At 71.4% G+C, this 18,075-nt stretch carries 20 protein-coding genes and 2 pseudogenes; 11 read left to right on the top strand and 11 right to left on the bottom strand.

Annotated elements, in window-relative coordinates; all coding sequences use genetic code 11:
• The first annotated feature begins 151 nt into the window (after positions 1–151).
• The 3 genes from ACIHCQ_RS16670 to ACIHCQ_RS16660 all read left to right on the top strand — a co-directional run bounded on the left by ACIHCQ_RS16670 (position 152) and on the right by ACIHCQ_RS16660 (position 2,105).
• Positions 152–985, top strand: coding sequence for a DeoR/GlpR family DNA-binding transcription regulator (locus tag ACIHCQ_RS16670; RefSeq protein ID WP_399662536.1), 834 nt, complete (start codon positions 152–154; stop codon positions 983–985).
• The gene (locus ACIHCQ_RS16665) at positions 982–1,503 is read left to right on the top strand and encodes an SRPBCC family protein (protein ID WP_399662534.1); all 522 of its coding nucleotides are present in this window, start codon (positions 982–984) and stop codon (positions 1,501–1,503) included. Before ACIHCQ_RS16670 ends, ACIHCQ_RS16665 begins: the two co-directional genes overlap by 4 nt.
• Positions 1,504–1,622: 119 nt before the next feature.
• A complete protein-coding gene (locus tag ACIHCQ_RS16660) occupies positions 1,623–2,105 on the top strand; it encodes an SRPBCC family protein (protein ID WP_399662532.1) in 483 nt (160 codons plus the stop codon).
• Between the two features lie 10 nt (positions 2,106–2,115).
• On the opposite strand, the gene ACIHCQ_RS16655 is transcribed toward ACIHCQ_RS16660, so the two are convergent.
• Positions 2,116–3,255 (bottom strand): PLP-dependent cysteine synthase family protein, encoded by a 1,140-nt coding sequence (locus ACIHCQ_RS16655; protein WP_399662530.1) that lies wholly within the window; start codon positions 3,253–3,255, stop codon positions 2,116–2,118.
• Between the two features lie 278 nt (positions 3,256–3,533).
• Between ACIHCQ_RS16655 and ACIHCQ_RS16650 the strand changes: the two genes are divergently transcribed.
• Together ACIHCQ_RS16650 and ACIHCQ_RS16645 are read left to right on the top strand one after the other, a co-directional pair.
• Positions 3,534–3,857: a hypothetical protein gene (locus ACIHCQ_RS16650; RefSeq protein ID WP_399662528.1), complete on the top strand. Its 324-nt coding sequence runs from the start codon at positions 3,534–3,536 to the stop codon at positions 3,855–3,857.
• 188 nt (positions 3,858–4,045) lie between these two features.
• A complete protein-coding gene (locus tag ACIHCQ_RS16645) occupies positions 4,046–4,579 on the top strand; it encodes an ATP-binding protein (protein ID WP_399662526.1) in 534 nt (177 codons plus the stop codon).
• Positions 4,580–4,796: 217 nt separating this feature from the next.
• On the opposite strand, the gene ACIHCQ_RS16640 is transcribed toward ACIHCQ_RS16645, so the two are convergent.
• The 5 genes and pseudogenes from ACIHCQ_RS16640 to ACIHCQ_RS16620 form a co-directional block, all read right to left on the bottom strand.
• On the bottom strand, positions 4,797–4,955 hold the full coding sequence (locus ACIHCQ_RS16640) for an FtsX-like permease family protein (protein WP_399662524.1): 159 nt from the start codon (positions 4,953–4,955) through the stop codon (positions 4,797–4,799).
• A 258-nt stretch (positions 4,956–5,213) separates the two neighbouring features.
• Positions 5,214–5,351, bottom strand: a pseudogene (locus ACIHCQ_RS16635) (ABC transporter ATP-binding protein); the annotation flags it as partial.
• Between the two features lie 54 nt (positions 5,352–5,405).
• Positions 5,406–5,714, bottom strand: coding sequence for an SHOCT domain-containing protein (locus ACIHCQ_RS16630; RefSeq protein WP_399662522.1), 309 nt, complete (start codon positions 5,712–5,714; stop codon positions 5,406–5,408).
• A gap of 327 nt (positions 5,715–6,041) precedes the next feature.
• On the bottom strand, positions 6,042–6,788 hold the full coding sequence (locus ACIHCQ_RS16625; protein WP_399662600.1) for a YhjD/YihY/BrkB family envelope integrity protein: 747 nt from the start codon (positions 6,786–6,788) through the stop codon (positions 6,042–6,044).
• A gap of 240 nt (positions 6,789–7,028) precedes the next feature.
• Positions 7,029–8,240, bottom strand: a complete 1,212-nt coding sequence (locus ACIHCQ_RS16620) for an ROK family protein (protein ID WP_399662520.1) — start codon at positions 8,238–8,240, stop codon at positions 7,029–7,031.
• Positions 8,241–8,365: 125 nt separating this feature from the next.
• Here ACIHCQ_RS16620 and ACIHCQ_RS16615 point away from each other — a divergent pair, with 125 nt between their 5' ends.
• The 4 genes and pseudogenes from ACIHCQ_RS16615 to ACIHCQ_RS16600 all read left to right on the top strand — a co-directional run bounded on the left by ACIHCQ_RS16615 (position 8,366) and on the right by ACIHCQ_RS16600 (position 11,602).
• A complete protein-coding gene (locus ACIHCQ_RS16615) occupies positions 8,366–9,055 on the top strand; it encodes an endonuclease (RefSeq protein WP_399662518.1) in 690 nt (229 codons plus the stop codon).
• Positions 9,056–9,122: 67 nt separating this feature from the next.
• Positions 9,123–9,479: a hypothetical protein gene (locus ACIHCQ_RS16610; RefSeq protein ID WP_399662516.1), complete on the top strand. Its 357-nt coding sequence runs from the start codon at positions 9,123–9,125 to the stop codon at positions 9,477–9,479.
• A gap of 60 nt (positions 9,480–9,539) precedes the next feature.
• Positions 9,540–10,823 (top strand): MFS transporter, encoded by a 1,284-nt coding sequence (locus ACIHCQ_RS16605; protein WP_399662515.1) that lies wholly within the window; start codon positions 9,540–9,542, stop codon positions 10,821–10,823.
• Positions 10,824–10,860: 37 nt separating this feature from the next.
• Positions 10,861–11,602: pseudogene (locus tag ACIHCQ_RS16600) on the top strand (maleylpyruvate isomerase family mycothiol-dependent enzyme).
• A gap of 31 nt (positions 11,603–11,633) precedes the next feature.
• Here the strand turns inward: ACIHCQ_RS16600 and ACIHCQ_RS16595 are convergent.
• A complete protein-coding gene (locus ACIHCQ_RS16595) occupies positions 11,634–12,038 on the bottom strand; it encodes a MarR family winged helix-turn-helix transcriptional regulator (RefSeq protein ID WP_399662513.1) in 405 nt (134 codons plus the stop codon).
• A gap of 86 nt (positions 12,039–12,124) precedes the next feature.
• Here ACIHCQ_RS16595 and ACIHCQ_RS16590 point away from each other — a divergent pair, with 86 nt between their 5' ends.
• Entirely contained in the window at positions 12,125–13,603 is a 1,479-nt protein-coding gene (locus ACIHCQ_RS16590) for an MFS transporter (protein ID WP_399662511.1), read from the top strand.
• Positions 13,604–13,686: 83 nt separating this feature from the next.
• Positions 13,687–13,974 (top strand): DUF6332 family protein, encoded by a 288-nt coding sequence (locus ACIHCQ_RS16585; protein WP_399662509.1) that lies wholly within the window; start codon positions 13,687–13,689, stop codon positions 13,972–13,974.
• On the opposite strand, the gene ACIHCQ_RS16580 is transcribed toward ACIHCQ_RS16585, so the two are convergent.
• From ACIHCQ_RS16580 to ACIHCQ_RS16565, 4 genes are read right to left on the bottom strand one after another with little or no spacing between them, the layout of a single operon-like run.
• Complete coding sequence (locus tag ACIHCQ_RS16580; protein ID WP_399662599.1) at positions 13,935–14,600, bottom strand: response regulator; 666 nt, start codon at positions 14,598–14,600, stop codon at positions 13,935–13,937. The two genes, ACIHCQ_RS16585 and ACIHCQ_RS16580, sit on opposite strands and share 40 nt — an antisense overlap.
• A 5-nt stretch (positions 14,601–14,605) precedes the next feature.
• Positions 14,606–15,901, bottom strand: a complete 1,296-nt coding sequence (locus ACIHCQ_RS16575) for a sensor histidine kinase (protein WP_399662507.1) — start codon at positions 15,899–15,901, stop codon at positions 14,606–14,608.
• A 52-nt stretch (positions 15,902–15,953) separates the two neighbouring features.
• Positions 15,954–16,991 carry an MMPL family transporter gene (locus tag ACIHCQ_RS16570; protein ID WP_399662598.1) on the bottom strand — a complete coding sequence of 346 codons (1,038 nt, stop codon included), beginning with the start codon at positions 16,989–16,991 and terminating at the stop codon, positions 15,954–15,956.
• Complete coding sequence (locus ACIHCQ_RS16565; RefSeq protein WP_399662505.1) at positions 16,879–18,060, bottom strand: MMPL family transporter; 1,182 nt, start codon at positions 18,058–18,060, stop codon at positions 16,879–16,881. Before ACIHCQ_RS16565 ends, ACIHCQ_RS16570 begins: the two co-directional genes overlap by 113 nt.
• Positions 18,061–18,075 lie beyond the last annotated feature (15 nt).

The following is an 18,075-nucleotide window of genomic DNA, read 5'->3' as shown; positions in this document are numbered from 1 at the left end:
GTTCGCCGCGCGGGTCTCACGGAATCTCCCCGAGCCCGGGCCGCCTTGCCCGTGCAAGGATGAGAAACCTTGCCCACCGACGGTGGGCCACAGACGACAGACGACGTACGAATACGTACGGCGATGTACGACGAGAGGACCGGCCCCGGCGGTGAGCGACAACCAGAACCTGCTCGCGGAGCAGCGGCGCGCGCTGATCCTCGATGAGGTGCGCAGGCGCGGCGGGGTACGGGTCAATGAGCTCACCCGCAAGCTCAATGTCTCCGACATGACAGTGCGCCGGGATCTGGACGCCCTGGCCCGGCAGGGGGTCGTCGAAAAGGTCCACGGCGGCGCGGTGCCGGTGGTGGAGGCCACGGCGCACGAACCCGGCTTTGAGGCGAAGTCGGCGCTGGAGCTGAGCGCGAAGCAGGACATCGCGCGGGAGGCGGCCAAGCTGGCGGTGCCGGGCAGCGCGATCGCGATCGCGGGAGGCACGACCGCGTACGCGCTGGCGCAGCAGCTGGTGGATGTGCCCGAGCTGACCGTGGTGACGAACTCGGTCCAGGTCGCGGACGTGTTCTACGGCGCACAGAGGTCACCGGCCGGTACGGGGCCGCGCCCCGGGGCCGCGACAGTGGTGCTGACCGGCGGCGTCCGGACGCTGTCGGACACCTTGGTCGGGCCGGTCGCCGACGCGGCGATCCGTTCGCTCCACTTCGACGTGCTCTTCATCGGTACGCACGGCATATCGGTGGAGGCGGGCCTGTCCACGCCCAACCTCGCCGAGGCGGAGACCAATCGCCACTTCGTACGGTCGGCGCGGCGGGTCGTGTTGATCGCGGATCACACCAAGTGGGGGACGGTGGGGCTGAGTTCCTTCGCCTCGCTGGATGAGGTCGACACTCTGGTGACGGACTCGGGGCTGTCGCCCGAGGCCCGCGCGGAGGTGGCGGAGTATGTGCCGGGGCTGGTGGTGGCGGGCCGGACGAGCGAGTCGAGGTGACCGCCTTCAGGATCACGCGTGCCGTCACACTGCCGGCCGACGAGGTCTGGGCGCGGGTCACCGACTGGTCGGCGCACGCCGCTCAGGTGCCGCTGACGGCGGTGTCCGTGGTGACGCCGCCGCCCACCGGAGTGGGGACGGTGTTCGTCGCGCGCTCCGGGATCAGCCGCTTCGGCGTGCGCGTCGGCTTCGACGATCCGATGGAGGTCGTCCACTGGGAGCCGCCTGAAGCGGGCGGCAGGGACAGCGGGCGTGGCGGGGACGGCCGCTGCCGCCTGGAGAAGCGCGGCCGGGTGATCACGGGCTGGGCCGAGATCGAGGTGTGCCCGCGGGGTTCCGGGGCCGTGGTGGTCTGGGCGGAGGAACTCCGTATCAGCGTGCTGCCGCGGCTGTTCGACCGGCTGGTCCGCCGGGTGGCGCGGCGGGTGTTCGGCCGCGCGCTGGACGGACTCCTCACCGGCCGGGGCGTGCCGGGGAGTCCAGCGGAGCACTCGGGCGACTCCGACAACATCGCGTAGGGCGCTGGAATAAAGCCCAGGCACGCCGTTGCGTAAAGGTGGACGTCTACGGACAACTGACGGCTCGCCAGCTATGGTGTGCGAGCCCTGCTGCCCCCTCTCAGCCGGAGGTACGGTCCGTGACACGCCGACTGCGCCCGGTGGAGCTCGACTTCGCCGCATCCGCCCCACTGCGCCTGGTCTTCTCGGTCGAGGTGACGGCCTCGCCCCGGGCCGTGTACCGGGCGCTCGCCGAAGATGTCACGGGCTGGCCCTCCTGGTTCACCGCCGTCGCCAGGGCCACACCCACCGACGGTGGCGCGGGCCGCGAGATCAGGCTCAGAGGCGGTGTGCGCCTCGCCGAGACCATCGTCGCGACGCAGCCCGGTGAGCTCTACGCGTACCGCGTGGACGAGACCAACGTCCCCGGTCTGCGGGCGCTCCTGGAGGAGTGGCGGATCACCGCCACCGCGACCGGCACCCGCGTGCGGTGGACCTTCGCGGTGGACGCCCCCGCCCCGATGCGCGGCGTCATGCGGCTGGGCAGGCCGGGCATGGGTGTCTCGTTCCGGGGCGCGGTGCGTCGTCTCGACCGGATCCTCGCCCGCTCCACCGCACCGTGAGACCCATGGATCAGCAGGGCCAGACGCCGGTGGCCAGGACATGCTCGATCGCCGCGGTGTACGGGACGATGTCGAGGCCCTGCTCGTCCAGCCAGGCATCGGAGTAGTACTTGTCGAGGTAGCGGTCGCCCGGGTCGCAGAGCAGCGTCACCACGCTGCCCTTCCGCCCCTCGGCCACCATCTCGGCGATGATCTTCAGCGCGCTCCACAGTCCGGTCCCGGTCGAGCCGCCCGCCTTACGGCCGATGGCCGCGTCCAGCGCCCGTACGGCAGCGACGCTCGCCGCGTCCGGCACCTTCATCATCCGGTCGATGGCGCCGGGCACAAAGCTCGGCTCCATGCGCGGGCGGCCTATGCCCTCGATACGGGAGCCGCAGTCGCTGCTGGCGAGGGGATCGCCCCGGGTCCATCCGTCAAAGAAGCAGGAGTTCTCGGGGTCGGGGACACAGATACGGGTGTCGTACTGCATGTAGTGCACATAGCGGGCGATCGTCGCCGAGGTGCCGCCGGTCCCGGCCGTCGCGACGATCCACGCGGGCTCGGGGTAGCGCTCCAGCCTCAGCTGCTGGTAGATCGACTCGGCGATGTTGTTGTTGCCGCGCCAGTCGGTGGCCCGTTCCGCGTAGGTGAACTGGTCCATGTAGTGGCCGCCGGTCCGCTCGGCAAACGCGGCGGACTCCTCGTATATCTTCCGCGAGTCGTCGACGAAGTGGCACTGTCCGCCGTGGAATTCGATCAGCCGGATCTTCTCGGCGCTCGTCGTGGCGGGCATCACCGCCACAAAGGGGACGCCGATCAGCTTGGCGAAGTACGCCTCGGAGACGGCCGTCGAGCCGCTCGACGCCTCGATGACCGGCTTGCCCGGCCGGATCCAGCCATTGCACAGGCCGTAGAGGAACAGCGACCGGGCGAGCCGGTGTTTGAGACTGCCCGTGGGATGGGTGGACTCGTCCTTGAGGTAGAGGTCGATGCCCCACTCCTCGGGCAAGGGAAACCGCAGCAGATGGGTGTCGGCCGAACGGTTGGCGTCGGCCTGGACCTTGCGTACCGCCTCCTTCAGCCATGCCCGGTAATCCGGATCGCTGCGGTCCACATCGACGGTCGGCGTAGCGAATGCCTCGCCCGCCGCCGGTGTCTCGGTGGTGGTCATGCGCACGCCGTCCTTTTCCTGCGGATTTCCCGCGGACCCCCACTGAGTCCTGCTGAGTCCTGCTGAGTCCTGCTGAGTCCTGCTGAGTCGGCCAAATGGGGCCCACTCGCAACGGTATCCCCCTCACCTGCGCAAATGTTCGCTTTGGGCATCCATAGGAGTCGCTTGTGGGCCGGGAGTCGCTCATGAACGCCGCAGGCCACCAGCCACGTACTGGTGCATGCGCCCGTAGTTGTGCAGACTGCCAGCAGGAAACAGTGCGGAGGGGCGGAGACACGATGGGGATGGCAGAGCCGGAATTCAGTGCCACAGGCGTACGGATCGAGCGCTGGCCGCGTTCGCTCACGAATGCCGGACAGGTGCTCATCAAGGACGGCAGGCTGGCGCTCCTGACCAGCTACGGCAAGGTGATCGAGAGCGCCCCGGTGCGCGCCGTCAGGGCCGCCAAGCCCTGGTTCGCCGACGATACGAGCACCGTGGCGACACTCAACGGCAAGCGGTACCGCCTGACCATGGGACAGCGCGGCCACCGGCCGGAAGCACGGGTCATGGCCGGGCGTTTCCTGGCGGCGGTGCGCGGGTCGGGCAACGCAAACGCGTAAGGAACTGAGCGCACCTACCCGAGTCGAGCGAGTTGCGGGACCGTAAGCGATGGTTCACGCTGATCTCACATCACTCAGGGTACACCGGCGGTTACGCTGAGACCCAGCCCGCCGGTCACATCAGCAGCCAGCCAACTGCTGGATCCGATCTTCGTCTTCTTCCGGACCTCATTCGGGGAGTCGCAGCCGTGATCAGCAAGCCAAGCAGGCACTGCACGGTGGAGCTCCAGGCCCTGCCGTCGCGGATCCGCCAGGTCCGCAGAATCGTCTCCGCGCAATTGCGCTACTGGCATCTCGATCCTCTGATCGACCATGCGGCGCTCGGAGTCACCGAGCTGCTGACCAATGTTCACCGCCACGCCGAGCCGGACAAACTGTGCACGGTGGAGATCGAGCTGCTGCTCGACAGGCTCACGGTCTCGGTCCACGACCACGACCCACGTCTGCCGACCGTCCAGGAAGCCGGTCTCTCCGCCACCGCCGGACGCGGGCTCGCGCTGATAGCGGCGGTGAGCGAGAGCTGGGGCGTACGGCCGCAGGGCGAGTCGGGCAAAATCGTCTGGTTCACCCTCTCCGCGCTCCCGCCCGTCCTGCCCCTCCCGCCCTATCCGGCGGTCTACGCGGCCACGGCCGACGAGCCCTTCCCGGCGGCGGCCGTCACGGCGGACGCCCAGAACGGCACCCGTGAACGGACGGCCGCCCGGTCGGCCGTCGCGGGCTGACCGGGCGGGCCCACTCGCTCCCGGGTGAACCGCTCGGGGGAGCACTCCGTGGCGATGGCGCGCAGTACGTCGAGACGTGCGGCGCGCCGCGCGGGCCGCCAGCCCGCGGTCGCGCCGGCCACCGGGCCGACCAGCGCCACCACCAGCAGCTGTACGGGCGCCACGGGGCGAAGGGGAAGGCGGTGTCACCCGCGCCCTCGGACGCCTTGACGAGCACTCAGCCAAGCAGACCGCCGAGCAGACCGACCGTGGGCGCCGCCGCGGCTACGACGGCCACCTCGGCCGGCGTCGAGCCGACGACCTGGCGGCGGGACGCGCCGAGCGCGCACAACAGCGCGTTCTCGCGGGTGCGCTGGGCGATGGTGACCTGCGCCATGCCGTCCTCGCCCCCTTGTCGCGGCGCCGCGGTTGATCATGACCTCGCCGGTCCGCTCCGGGGCGCGGCCATGCGGCGGCCACGGCCGGCGGGTGCCCTGGCTCTCGCCGGGGACGGTGACGACGCCGGGCAGTACGGCGGTGAACGTCCCGGCGAAGCGCCGCTTGTGGGCGCGCAGCGAGTTGACGCTGATACGGCGGGAGGCACGGCCGCCGCTCGTGTCGCCACCCGCGTGGTATCCGTTGTGCCGTCGGGCGGCTTCAGGCAGTCGAGGACGCGCTCGGCGGTCGGTGCTTCCACCCGGTCGACAAGCCGTCCGTCCGCGAGGAAGACCACCTCGTCGGCGTGGGCGGCGGCGACCGGGTCACGGGTGACCATCACGACCATACGGCCAGATCCATGGGAGCCCGACGGTACGGGTCTGGCTCGCAGCGGCAAGGGCGGTGGCGATCATGCGGCGCCGTCTTTGCTCATGCTCGTACGGCCGAACTGCTCGTCCAGGACGGACAGCCGCCGCCAGTACTCGTCCTCGTCGATCTCACCGGTGGCGAAGCGGCGGCCGAGCAGCGCGATTGGCGAGTTCTCGCCATGGGCGGCGGCCCGGGGACCCTGCCAGGGGCCAGGGCCGCGCCTGCCGAAGGCGCGCCCCGCGCCGGTGCGGCGCAGGAGGGTGACGACGCTGAAGATCACCGCCGCCCAGATCAGCGGGAAGAAGAGAACCCACGGGCCGGGTCCGTCTGCGTGCGCGAGAGTGTTCATCTTGGTCAGCTCCTCGGTGGCGCTGGTGATGCGTGGTTCTGTCGCTTCCGAGACTCGCGCCGACAGGGGGTCGCAGTCGTCGTACGGCCAGCGGCAGTCCGCGTACCACTGCGGGAGTACGCGGGAGATCCGCGGCTGCTTCCGCCGCGCGGGTGGACCAGATCCTGGGCGCGTGGAGGGCGTGTTCGAGAAGCGACGCCGTCTGCCCGTAGGGGCACTCCCCCGGCTTCGGCCTGGGCGAGGTAACTGGGAGCAGTGCGCGCCAGGCGCCGCAGGGCCGGAGGCCCCCGGGCGAAGCCCAGGGGAAGGGACTCCTCAAGCACGCCCCTACGCCGTCGGCCGGTCCAGCTCGCGGCGCAGCCTGCGGTGAGTGAGCCCCTCGTGGATCAGGCGTCCCACCAGCGCGCCGCCGTAGACCACCACGCCGACGCCCACGAGCCAGGACTGAATGACCAGGACGGTCCCGAACGGTCCATAGGTGACGGCGTTCGAGGCGATCAGCGGTGAGAAGACGAACTGCGAGAAGATCCGCAGGCCGAGCAGGCATACGGACGTGGCCACCGCCCCCGGCAGCAGCGCCCGCCAGCGGACCCGGCCGCCGAGCAGCAGCCGCTGGGACCACCAGAAGAAGAGGCAGGTCCCGACCAGGTCGGCCACCGTGCCGACGACGGTTCCGCCGACGGAGTCGGCGGGGGTGGGGGTGTTGACGAAGAGGAGAAGCGCCAAAATCAGCAGCGCGAGCCAGACAACGTGCCGCCACATGGTGTGCCAGCGGGCTGTCGGCAGGTCCCAGACCTTCTCGTAACCGGTCTGCACAACCGATCCGAAGGTCAGGCCGAACACAGTGAGCGCCGCGAGACCGAAAGCCGTCGTGCGTTGCAGCGCCTGCCCCGGCACGCCGAACAGCCGCTCGACGTCGTCCTGTGAGGACGGGGAGACTCCCAGCGCCTGGGTCAGCCAGCGGGCGAAGCCCTGTCCGCTCGCCGGGTCGGCCGCGGCGATGACGATCAGCAGAGGGACGAGCGTCAGGAAGGCGAGTGCGGCGAAACCCATGGCACGGTGCATCAGTTCCATCTGATGGGCCCGGTCCCAGCCGAGCCCGATGGGTGACGCGAGAATCCGCCGGCTGAGGTGATCGAGCCGGTAGTAGAGCCGGTGCGGCCGGCGGCGCGGAGGGCGAGGACGGTGCGGAGGCTCCGCCGAGCCCAGGGGCCTCTGGGTCATACGTCGTCGCCTACCCGGCGCACCCGGAGGTGCACCGGCAACCGTCCATCGTGGACCCGGACGGGTGTGACCGGTGTGGCCGGTGTGTCGTCAGCCGAGCGCGACCAGAGGATCGTCAAGGACCGGCTGCCACGCCAACTCGGCCGCGCCCACCAGGCTGTTGTGATCGAGTGCGCAGGCCAGGATCGGCACACCCCCGCTGCGCCCCCACAGACTGCGGTCGGCCACCACCGCGCGCAACCGCTCCGGATCCGCGTCGAGCAGTTCGCGGTGCAGCCCGCCGAGGATGATGCGGTCGGGGTTGAGGATGTTCACGAGCCCGGCGAGCCCGAGGCCGAGCCGGTCGATGAGCTCCTCGCCCGCGTGCCGTACGGCCGGGTCGTCGTACTCCGTACGCAGCAGCTCCCGGGACTGCTGCAAGAGCGAGACCTCCGGTCCCGGCTCGCGGCCCGCGGCGGTGAGGAAGGCGAGCGGGTCGGCCTCGACGTCGAGGCAGCCGCGGCTGCCGCAGTGGCAGGGGCGGCCCTCGGGGTTGACGGTGAGATGGCCGACCTCCAGGGCGAGGCCGGCACTGCCGGTGTGCAGTCGGCCGTCGAGGACGAGGGCGCCGCCTACGCCGCGGTGTCCGGTGGCGACGCACAGCAGATGCTTGGCGCCGCGGCCCGCGCCGTGCCGGTGCTCGGCCAGCGCCGCGAGGTTGACGTCGTTGCCGGTGAAGGCGGGGCCGTGGATGCCCGCCGCGCGTACCCGCTCGGCGAAGATGTCCCGTACGGGGGCCCCGGCAGGCCAGGCCAGGTGCAGCGGATTGAGGGCCGTGCCCTCCGGTTCGGCCACCGCGGACGGTACGGCGAGTCCCGCGCCCACGCACCGCCGCCCGCTTGCACGCAGCAGGACGGCGCCCGCCTCGACCACTTCGCCCAGCACCTGCGCCGGGTCCGCCGAGACCGTGACGCAGCCGGGAGCGGTGGCCACGGTCCGGCCGCCCAGTCCGACGAGCGCGGCCCGGAATCCGTCGGCGTGCACCTGCGCGGCGAGGACGACCGGGCCCGTGTCGTCGACGGCGAGGCGGTGCGAGGGCCGCCCCTGGGAGCCCGCGGCGGCGGGCCGGGAGTCGACCCGGATCAGGCCGAGCGCTTCGAGTTCGGCGGCCACGGCGCCGGCGGTGGCGCGGGTGACTCCGAGCTCGGCGGTGAGCACGGCGCGGGTGGGCGCTCGGCCCGTATGCACCAGTTCCAGCGCGGGGCCGAGGGCGCCGCGGCCCCTCTCCAGCCTCGTCCGGATCGTTGTCGCCTTCCCGTTCATGGAGGCGAGTCTCCCATGATCCGGGGGGTTGGTCGGCGGTCCGTACGTGACGGACTGTTTCGGCAGGTGGTGGTGGGGTACTGCGGGCAGCGGCACCCTGAAACCAACGGTGTGGGAGGTGCCCCGTGGCACGCCCCGACAGTAGAGCGACGGTTCGGACCCTGCTCGCCGACCACAGGCGTACGTACGCCCAGGACGCCGGCATCCGGCTCAAGGACACCCCGCAGCCGCTGTACCAGCTGCTGGTTCTGGCCTGCCTGCTCAGCGCGCGGATCCGGGCCACCATAGCTGTCGCGGCGGCCCGCGCCCTGTTCGGCGCGGGGATGCGGAGCGCGCGGAGCATGGCCGACGCCACCTGGCAGCTGGGGGTCCCCCCGCCGAAGGTAGGGGGAGGGTCGACGCTCGGCGAGGGCGGCTATCGGCGTTACGACGAGCGGACGTCCACCATGCTCGGCGAGGGCGCTGAGCAGGTGATCGACGCGTACGGCGGTGATCTGCGGCGGCTGCGCAAGGAGGCCGACGGAGACCTGGACGAGCTGCGCGGGCTGCTGCGCAAGGTGCCCGGGATCGGTCCGGCCGGCGCGGACATCTTTCTGCGTGAGGCGCAGGGGGTGTGGCCGGAGGTGGCGCCGTACTTCGACCAGAAGACGCTCGACGGGGCGGAGCGGCTGGGGCTTCCGCGGGATCCCGGGAAGCCGGCGGATCTGGTCGGGAAGGAGGAGTTGCCCGCGCTCGCGGCGGCGTTGGTGCGAGCCGCGCTGGACCGCGATGTCGTCGACGAAGTCCTCGCGGCGGCCGACAAGTCCGATCGATAAGTCGACCCTGGCAACCGACCCAGCCAACCCGGCCGACTCATAAGTGACCTTCCGAGGGAGGATCAGGATGACCACCCATGACAGCGGCGGCCTTCCGCTGCCTGATTTCGAGCACCTGCCGGTCGGCGCCCTGGAGCACCGCATCCGGTCGCTGGGGGTCGAAGACATCGACCGCCTGCTGCGCCACGAACAGCAGCACGCCGACCGCGTCCGGGTTGTCGAGCTCCTGAAGTCCCGTAAACAGCAGCTGGAAGCCGGGGCCACGCCCTCGGGCGGCGACCCCGAGGCGTTCCGCCCCGAAACGCCGAGCCCCGCGGCCGGCGGCTCGCCGGTCTCCCCCGCCACGTCGCCGGAGCCCAGCAGCCCACCGCCGCACGGCACCCCGGACCAGACCGGTAAGCCCAAGGGCAACCGGACGATCTGACGGCGGCGGACGCGCGCAAACAGCTTGTACGGGGGTGGGTGCGGTACCTATGGTTACTTTGTGCCGAAGCTGAACAAACTAGGGTCGACCGCCGCTCCGGGGAGTCCCGGCGGGAACACCGCCCCGCACTCCCTGAGCCACCTCCGTACCACGCTGACCGTGTTCTTCGCCCTGGACGGCTTCGTCTTCGCCGGCTGGGTGGTCCGTATCCCCGCCATCAAAGAGCAGACCGGCTCCTCCACCAGCGATCTGGGCCTGGCCCTGCTCGGGGTCTCGGCAGGCGCGGTGGTGACGATGACGCTCACCGGCCGACTCTGCCGCCGCTTCGGCAGCCATCCGGTGACGGTCGCCAGCGCCACACTGCTGGCGCTGAGCGTCGCGCTCCCGCCGCTGACGCATTCGGCGCTCGCCCTCGGCCTGGTGCTGCTGATCTTCGGGGTGGGATACGGCGCGACCAACGTCGCGATAAACAGCGCGGCGGTCGACCTGGTCGCGGCCCTGCGGCGGCCCGTGATGCCCAGCTTCCACGCGGCGTTCAGCCTCGGGGGCATGCTCGGCGCGGGCCTCGGCGGCCTGGTCGCGGGCCGCCTCTCCCCCACCACGCATCTCCTCGCGCTCACGGGCATCGGCCTGCTGGTCACCGTCATGGCCGGGCGCGCCCTGCTGCGCCGGCCGTCGCCCGTCACGGAGCACACGGGACCCGCCGGCCCCACCCAGTCCGCCGGCTCCGCCCCGTCCGCCGGCTCCGCCTCGGCGCCGCGCCGCCTTCAAGGCCGTACGCGTCAACTCGTCGTCCTCTTCGGCGTGATCGCGCTGTGCACGGCGTACGGAGAAGGGGCCATGGCCGACTGGGGCGCGCTCCATCTCGAAGAGGACCTGCAGGCGCACCCGGGCCTCGCCGCCGCCGGATACTCCCTCTTCGCCCTCACCATGACGATCGGCCGGCTCTCCGGCACGGCCCTGCTGGAGCGGCTCGGCCAGACCCGTACGCTCGTCGCGGGCGGCACGACCGCCGCGGCAGGCATGCTGCTCGGCTCGCTCGCACCCACCCTATGGCTCGCGCTGGCCGGCTTCGCCGTGACCGGCCTGGGGCTCGCGAACATCTTCCCGGTGGCGGTGGCCAGGGCGGGCGCGCTCGCCGGTCCGGACGGCGTCGCCGCCGCGTCCACCCTCGGCTACGGCGGGATGCTGCTCGGGCCGCCCGCCATCGGCTTCCTCGCCGACTGGTTCTCGCTGCCGGTGGCGCTGACGACCGTGGCAGCCCTGGCGGCGGGTGCGGCGCTGATCGGGTACGCGGCCCGGAACGCGTCAGCACCCACGCACCCGCCCGTCCGCCAGACCTGAGTCCCTGGAGTGCGCTTCCAGTGGCACAATCTCCGGCATGGAGACCGCCGAGCTGATCAAGTCCCTCGTTCGCGACGGTCAGTTGCTGGCTTTCGCCGCCGCCGACGCCGGTCCCGACGCGGCTGTCCCGAACTGCCCCGACTGGCGAGTACGTGACCTGCTCCGGCACACCAGCATGATCCACCGCTGGGCGACCGCCTTCATCACCGAGGGCTACACCGACCCCCGACCCCCCGCCCCGGAGTCCACCCTCGACGGTGACGAACTGCTGGAGTGGTTCCGGGAGGGCCACGGTCTGCTGGTGGCCGCGCTGAGCGAGGCGCCCGCGGACGTGGAGTGCTGGACCTTTCTGCCCGCGCCGCCCTCGCCGCTCGCCTTCTGGGCCCGGCGGCACGCACGAGACGGCGATCCACCGCACGGACGCCGAGTCGGCGCTGAGCGGAAAACCGGGGCCGGTGGCCGCCCTCTTCGCCGCGGACGGTGTCGATGAACTGCTGACCGGCTTCCACGCTCGCGCCAAGAGCCGGGTACGTACCGAGGAGCCGCGCGTCCTTCGCGTACGGGCCATCGACACCGACGACGTGTGGACCGTACGGCTGTCGACGGATCATCCGCACACGGAGCGCACCGACGAGGGGCCCGCGGACTGCGAGCTGAGCGGTACGGCCGAGCAGCTCTACCTGATGCTCTGGAACCGGCTGCCGCTCACCGCCGTGTCCATCACGGGCGAGCAGGATCTCGCACACCTGTGGCGCGAGCGGTCCGCCGTAGACCCGTAGGCCTTGGCTGAGCTTCGGGGCTGCCCCGGAGTTACGCGGAAGAGCGCGGCGGCAGCATCCTGGAGAGCACCTCGCGCTGAAGGGGCTGCACCTCGGCATGCCGGGCGCGCCCGGCCTCGGTGAGCGACACCCGCACGCCCCGCCGGTCCTCGCTGCACATTCCGCGGGTGACCAGGCCGTCCTTCTCCAGGCGCGCGACCAGCCGGGACAGGGCACTCTGGCTGAGGTGCACCCGGCCCGCGAGCTCTTGGACGCGGAACGAACACTCGCCGTCGGCAGCCGTCTCTTCGGCGAGCACATCGAGGACCTCGAAGTCGCTGGCGCCCAGTCCGTGCTGATGCAGCTCGCGGTCGAGCTCGCAGATCGTACGGGCGTGGAGCGAGAGGACGTCCCGCCACTCCTCCACGAGCATGCGCTCGGACTTCTTCGCCACCATGGCCGCACGTTACCAGAAATACCCACTTTGTTGCATCGGAATTAAATGCGCTTGCATTCAATGCATGCGCATGTACTGTCCTCCTCATGACCTCTCCGATCAACTCCCCCGTCGTGCAGGAGCGCTGGAGCCCGCGACTGTGGGGCACGCTGCTCGTGCTCTGCGGCGCGATGTTCCTGGACGCGCTCGACGTCTCCATGGTCGGCGTCGCCCTGCCCTCGATCGCCACCGACCTGGACCTGTCCACCTCGTCCCTCCAGTGGATCGTCAGCGGCTACATCCTCGGATACGGCGGCCTGCTGCTGCTCGGCGGTCGCGCGGCCGACCTCCTGGGCCGGCGCCGTGTCTTCCTGATCGCGCTCGCGGTCTTCGCGGTCGCCTCCCTGCTCGGCGGACTCGTCGACTCCGGACCGCTGCTGATCGCCAGCCGCTTCATCAAGGGCCTGAGCGCCGCGTTCACCGCGCCGGCGGGGCTCTCCATCATCACCACCACCTTCAAGGAAGGCCCGCAGCGCAACCGCGCGCTGGCCATCTACACCACCTGCGCCGCCACCGGCTTCTCCATGGGTCTGGTGCTCTCCGGTCTGCTGACCGAGGTGAGCTGGCGGCTGACAATGCTGCTGCCCGCGCCCATCGCCCTGCTCCTGCTTGTGTTCGGCATCAAGCTGATACCGCGCAGCGCCCGTGAGGACTCGGGCAAGGGGTACGACCTGCCGGGCGCCGTCACCGGCACGGCGTCGATGCTGCTGCTCGTCTTCACCGTCGTCCAGGCGCCCGAGGTCGGCTGGACCTCGGCGCGCACCCTGCTGTCCTTCCTCGCCACCGCCGTCCTGCTCACCGCGTTCGTCACGATCGAACGGCGCTCCACGCACCCGCTGATCCGGCTGGGTGTGCTGCGCTCGGGCAGCCAGATCCGCGCCAACCTCGGCGCCGCCACCTTCTTCGGCTCGTACGTCGGTTTCCAGTTCCTCGTCACGCAGTACATGCAGTCCCTGCTCGGCTGGTCGGCGCTCCAGACGGCGCTCGCCTTCCTGCCGGCGGGCGCGCTGGTGGCGCTCTGCGCCACGAAGATCGGCTCGGTCGTGGACCGGTTCGGCACACCCCGTGTGATCGCCGTCGGCTTCACGCTCCTGGTCATCTCGTACGCGCTCTTCCTCCAGATCGACCTCTCGCCGAACTACGCCTTGGTGATCCTGCCGTCGATGATTCTGCTCGGCCTGGCCTGCGCGCTGGTCTTCCCCTCACTCAACATCCAGGCCACCAACGGGGTCGAGGACCACGAACAGGGCATGGTCTCCGGCCTGCTGAACACCTCGGTCCAGGTCGGCGGCGCGATATTCCTGGCCGTGGTCACCGCGGTGATCACGGCGGGCGACGCCGAGGGCGGCTCGCCGCAGGAGGTACTCGACAGCTTCCGGCCGGGGCTGGTCGTGGTGACCGTGGTCGCGCTCGCCGGACTGCTCCTCACGCTGCCCGGGCTGCGTACGCGCCGGGGCAAGGACAGCGTCCTGGTGGCGAAGTCCGTGCCGGCGCCCGAGCCGGAGCGGGTGACGGTCGGCGACTGACCACCACCCCACCCACAGCCGGGGAACGCGGCGGCCGACGGGAACTCTTGCCCGTCGGCCGCCGCCCCTGTGACACTGCGGGGATGAGCCCACGCACCCAGGCCGAACGGGACGCCATGACGGTCGAGATCGGATACGCGCTGCTCAGCGCGGTCCTGGTGGCCGCGATCGTTTTCGGCGTGATCGCGGGACCGAAGCTGATGTTCGCGCTGCCGTACGCCGCCGAGCGGGGACTGCTCATCGCGGGCGGCGCGGCGGCCGCGGTCACCTTTGTGTTGCGCGTCGTGACCGTCCTGCGGCGCTTTGCGCGTACGCCCCGGCCTACGCCCGCTCAGCCGAGCCAGCCGGGCCGCACCAGCCCCGACTCATAGGCCAGCACCACGAGTTGCGCCCGGTCGCGGGCGCCCAGCTTGACCATCGTGCGGCTCACATGCGTCTTCGCGGTGAGCGGGCTGACAACCAGCCGGCGGGCGATCTCCTCGTTGGACAGGCCGATGCCGACGAGCGCCATCACCTCCCGCTCGCGTTCGGTGAGCAGCCGCAGCCCCTCCGTGTCCGCGGGTGCCTTGGAGCGCGCGGCGAACTCCGCGATGAGACGGCGCGTCACTCCCGGGGACAGCAGCGCGTCGCCCTCCACCACCGCCCGTACCGCGCGCAGCAGTTCCTCCGGCTCGGTGTCCTTGACCAGGAACCCCGACGCGCCGGAGCGGATCGCCTCGAAGACGTACTCGTCCAGCTCGAAGGTGGTGAGCATGACCACCTTCACGCCATGCAGCCGTTCGTCCTCGGTGATCCGGCGGGTGGCGGCGAGGCCGTCGAGCAGCGGCATACGGATGTCCATCAGCACCACATCGGGGCGCAGTTCGCGCACCAGCCGCACCGCTTCCTCACCGTCGGCGGCCTCGCCCGCCACCTCGATGTCCGGCTGGGCGTCGAGCAGCGCCCGGAACCCTGCCCTGACCAGCAGCTGGTCATCGGCGAGCAGTACGCGGATCACGCGGGTCACTTCGTCTCCTTGGGCTGGACGGGAAGGTCGGCCAGGACCCGGAAGCCGCCGTCCGGTCTCGGACCCGCCTCGATCGTGCCACCGAGGCCGGCGGCCCGCTCCCGCATGCCGGCCAGGCCATTGCCGCTGCCGCCCGCGTCGGTGCCGGTGGCCGGTCCTTCGTCGTCGATCCGCAGGCGGAGGCGGCCGGGCGCGTAGGTGAGCCGTACGCGCGCGGTGCGCGAGCCCGAGTGCCGTACGACATTCGTCAGCGCTTCCTGGACGATCCGGAAGGCGGCGAGGTCGGTCCCGGGCGAGAGCGCTGCCCGCTCGCCTTCTGTCTCGACCTCGACGTTCAGCCCGGCGCTTGCGGCCTGCTCGACCAGCTCGGGGAGCCGGTCGAGGCCGGGCGCGGGCGCCCGGGGCGCCTCTCCCGGCGTACGCAGGGTGTCGAGGACCTGACGGACCTCGCCCAGCGCCTCCTTGCTCGCCCCCTTGATGGTGGTGAGCGCGGTACGGGCCTGTTCGGGGTCGCTGTCCAGCAGGGCGAGGCCCACGCCCGCCTGGACGTTGATGACCGAGATGGAGTGCGCGAGGACGTCGTGCAGTTCGCGGGCGATCCGCAGCCGCTCCTCGTCGGCGCGGCGCTTCTCGGCGGCGGCGCGCTCGGCGCGCTCGCGGGCCCAGACCTCGCGTCGTACGCGTACGAGCTCGGCGGCCGCGAGGATCGCGGCCACCCAGGCGGCGACGGGCAGCTCGTGTGTCCAGGGCAGGGCCGCGTCCCCTTCGGGTGGCAGATGGCGGTAGAGCCAGTGCGCGATCAGCGCGTGTCCCGCCCAGAGCCCGCCGACGGCGCACCAGGCGGCGCGCCGGTGCCCGGCGACGACGGCGGCGAACACGCCGACCGCGACGGTGACCAAGACCGGCCCGTAGGGATAGCCCCCGCCGATGTAGACGAGCGTCGTCGCGCAGACGCCGAAGACGGAGAGGACCGGCAGACGGTTGCGCAGCAGGAGAAACGCCGGGCCCACGAGCAGCAGCACGCGCGCGAGGGCATCGAGCTGCTCGCGGTCGCCGCCCTGGTTCCTGGCGGCGAAACTCGTGCCGATCATGACGAAGGCGGCCAGGGCGAGAGTCGATGGCCAGGGCAGCCTGGCGGCGTGCCGCCGGGCCTCCCAGTGACGCATCAGCGGCGGTCCGCCGCCGCCCTGTTCCCAGGCCGGTTCCCAGGGCCGTTCCCAGGGCCGCGGTGGTCCACCGTGCCGTGCCCAGGGAGGACCACCGCGGGGGCGGCGGGTGCGCTGCTGTTCCATACGGCAACGCTAGACCGGCGACGGGTGCGCGGGCGTCAGCCGGGCGTGGTGATCACGCGTACTCCGCGGGGAGTACGCGGTCGGGCACCCCGGCCTCGTACGGCTTGGCCTCGGAAAGACCGAAGCGGGCATGCAGCCGCCGCAGCGGCCGGGGCGCCCACCAGTTGGCGCGGCCCGCCAGACGCATCGCGACCGGCAGCAGGACCACCCGGATGAGGGTCGCGTCGACGAGGATCGTCAGTGCCGTGCCGATGCCGAGCTCCTTGAGGAAGACGACGCCCCCGGTCGCGTACGAGGCGAAGGTGAGGGCGAGGATCCCGGCCGCCGCGGTGATCAGCGGGGCGCTGCGCCGGATGCCCTCCGACACGGCCTGTTCGGTGTCGCCGGTACGGTCGTACTCCTCCTTGATGCGGGCCAGCAGGAACACCTCGTAGTCCATGGACAGTCCGTACGCGACACAGAACATCAGCACAGGGATGCTCGGCTCGATCGACCCGGTGGGGGTGAAACCGAGCAGGCCGGCGAAGTGGCCGTCCTGGAAGACGTAGACGAGGCAGCCGAACATCACGGAGAGGCTGAGCAGATTGAGGACCGTCGCCTTGGCGGGCAGCAGCAGGCTGCCGGTCATCAGAAAGAGGATGACGAAGGTGGCGGTGAGAACGAGGGCGACGACGATGGGGAGCCGCTCCAGGAGGGTGGCGCGGAAGTCGGTGGTCTCGGCCGGATAGCCGCCTACGAGAACGCCGGATGGACCGGGTGTGGCACGGATCCGCTCGACCAGGGCGGGCACATCGCCGCGCATCGCGTCCTGGGTTGGCACGACGGCCAGCAGGGCTCCGTAGCGGGCGGATTTGGGTGGGTCGACCTGGAAGACGCCGGCGATGCGGGCGAGCGCGTCGGCGTAGGAAGCCAGCTCTGTACGGTCGGCGGGTGCGGGAACAAGTACCTGGACGGTGTCGGTGGGCTCGGCGGCGAACTCACGGTGGATCGTTTCGGAGACCGTACGCGAGGAGGTGCCCGCGGGCAGGGCGCGTTCGTCCGGCAGCCCGAATCGCAGGCCGAGCAGCGGGGAACCGGCGAGCAGCAGCACGCCGAGAACCGCGGCGCCACTGAGCAGCGGCCGGCGCATGGCGCCCAGCGCTGCCCGGTGCCACAGTCCGCTCGCGGCGGGCTCGGTGGCGCGCTCCATCCGGTGTCCCCAACGGGCGAGGGCGGCGGGCAGGACGAGGACCGCTCCGGCCATGGCCGGCGCGACGACCAGGATTCCGGCGTACCCGAACGAGCTGAGGAAGAAGAACGGGAAGACGAGCAGAGCCGAGACCGAGGACGAGCGCGATATTGGCGGCGAAGGTCGAGACCGGGGTGAGCTGGGAGAGCGCGCGCAGGCCCGCGAGCGTGGAGACGACGGAGAGCAGACCGACACCGACGGTGACGAGGGCCGCGGCGGTGCGCCGGTAGACCAGGATCAGCAGGAGTACGACGGCGGGCAGGACGAGGATCTCGGCGGTGAGGAAGTCCTGGCGTGCCTGTTCGCCGACCTGGCGGGAGATCTCCTCCTGGCCGCCGACACGGACGGTCAGCTGGTCGGTCGTACGGGTCAGGCGGGGGGAGAGCGTGGCGAGTTCCTCCCGTGTCTCGGTGGCACTGCCTTCGAGGCGGGCGAGGATCAGGGCGTGGCGGCCGTCCTTGCCGCGCAGGGCCGCGTTGTGGTCGTTACCGCCGTCGCCGTCGCCGTCGCTCCAGTACGAGGAGACGTCGGTGACCATGGGCAGCTTCTCGACCTCGGCTGCGAGCGCGCGGGCAGCACGAGCGGTGTCCGGTGCGTCGATGTCACCGCCGCGTGCGGTGACCAGCAGGGCGAGGTTGGGGTTTCCCGTGGAGAACTCCTCGCGCAGGATGCCGGCCGCCGCGACGGACTCGGTACCGGGCGCGTCCCAGCGGGAAAGGTCCAGGTCGGACTGGGCGCCCGCGCCGTAGGCGCCGAGCCCGAGGAAGAGCAGGAGAGCGGTGATCAGCACCGCTCCACTGCGGCGTACTGCGAAGAGGCCGAGCCGCGTGAGCGGACCGGGCCTGTGCGGCTGTTCGTCTGTCATGCGGCAACGGTCGCGGCCGTCACTGACCGACCGCTGGAAGATCCACTGGAAGGCGGTGGCGGTCATCGGGTTAGGCTCGGG

The sequence above is a fragment of the Streptomyces sp. NPDC052236 genome, from assembly GCF_044548015.1.
GTDB lineage: Bacteria > Actinomycetota > Actinomycetes > Streptomycetales > Streptomycetaceae > Streptomyces.
The sequence above is the reverse complement of the archived record's forward strand: the minus strand, read 5'-3'. Positions and strand labels throughout refer to the sequence as shown.

Excerpts from the sequence above, each read along its gene's own strand:
- ACIHCQ_RS16655 (WP_399662530.1), bottom strand. The coding sequence starts at position 3,255 with ATGACCACCACCGAGACACCGGCGGCGGGCGAGGCATTCGCTACGCCG.
- ACIHCQ_RS16650 (WP_399662528.1), top strand. The coding sequence starts at position 3,534 with ATGGGGATGGCAGAGCCGGAATTCAGTGCCACAGGCGTACGGATCGAG.
- ACIHCQ_RS16640 (WP_399662524.1), bottom strand. The coding sequence starts at position 4,955 with ATGGCGCAGGTCACCATCGCCCAGCGCACCCGCGAGAACGCGCTGTTG.
- ACIHCQ_RS16630 (WP_399662522.1), bottom strand. The coding sequence starts at position 5,714 with ATGAACACTCTCGCGCACGCAGACGGACCCGGCCCGTGGGTTCTCTTC.
- ACIHCQ_RS16625 (WP_399662600.1), bottom strand. The coding sequence starts at position 6,788 with ATGGAACTGATGCACCGTGCCATGGGTTTCGCCGCACTCGCCTTCCTG.
- ACIHCQ_RS16620 (WP_399662520.1), bottom strand. The coding sequence starts at position 8,240 with ATGAACGGGAAGGCGACAACGATCCGGACGAGGCTGGAGAGGGGCCGC.
- ACIHCQ_RS16610 (WP_399662516.1), top strand. The coding sequence starts at position 9,123 with ATGACCACCCATGACAGCGGCGGCCTTCCGCTGCCTGATTTCGAGCAC.
- ACIHCQ_RS16595 (WP_399662513.1), bottom strand. The coding sequence starts at position 12,038 with ATGGTGGCGAAGAAGTCCGAGCGCATGCTCGTGGAGGAGTGGCGGGAC.
- ACIHCQ_RS16590 (WP_399662511.1), top strand. The coding sequence starts at position 12,125 with ATGACCTCTCCGATCAACTCCCCCGTCGTGCAGGAGCGCTGGAGCCCG.
- ACIHCQ_RS16585 (WP_399662509.1), top strand. The coding sequence starts at position 13,687 with ATGAGCCCACGCACCCAGGCCGAACGGGACGCCATGACGGTCGAGATC.
- ACIHCQ_RS16575 (WP_399662507.1), bottom strand. The coding sequence starts at position 15,901 with ATGGAACAGCAGCGCACCCGCCGCCCCCGCGGTGGTCCTCCCTGGGCA.
- ACIHCQ_RS16565 (WP_399662505.1), bottom strand. The coding sequence starts at position 18,060 with ATGACCGCCACCGCCTTCCAGTGGATCTTCCAGCGGTCGGTCAGTGAC.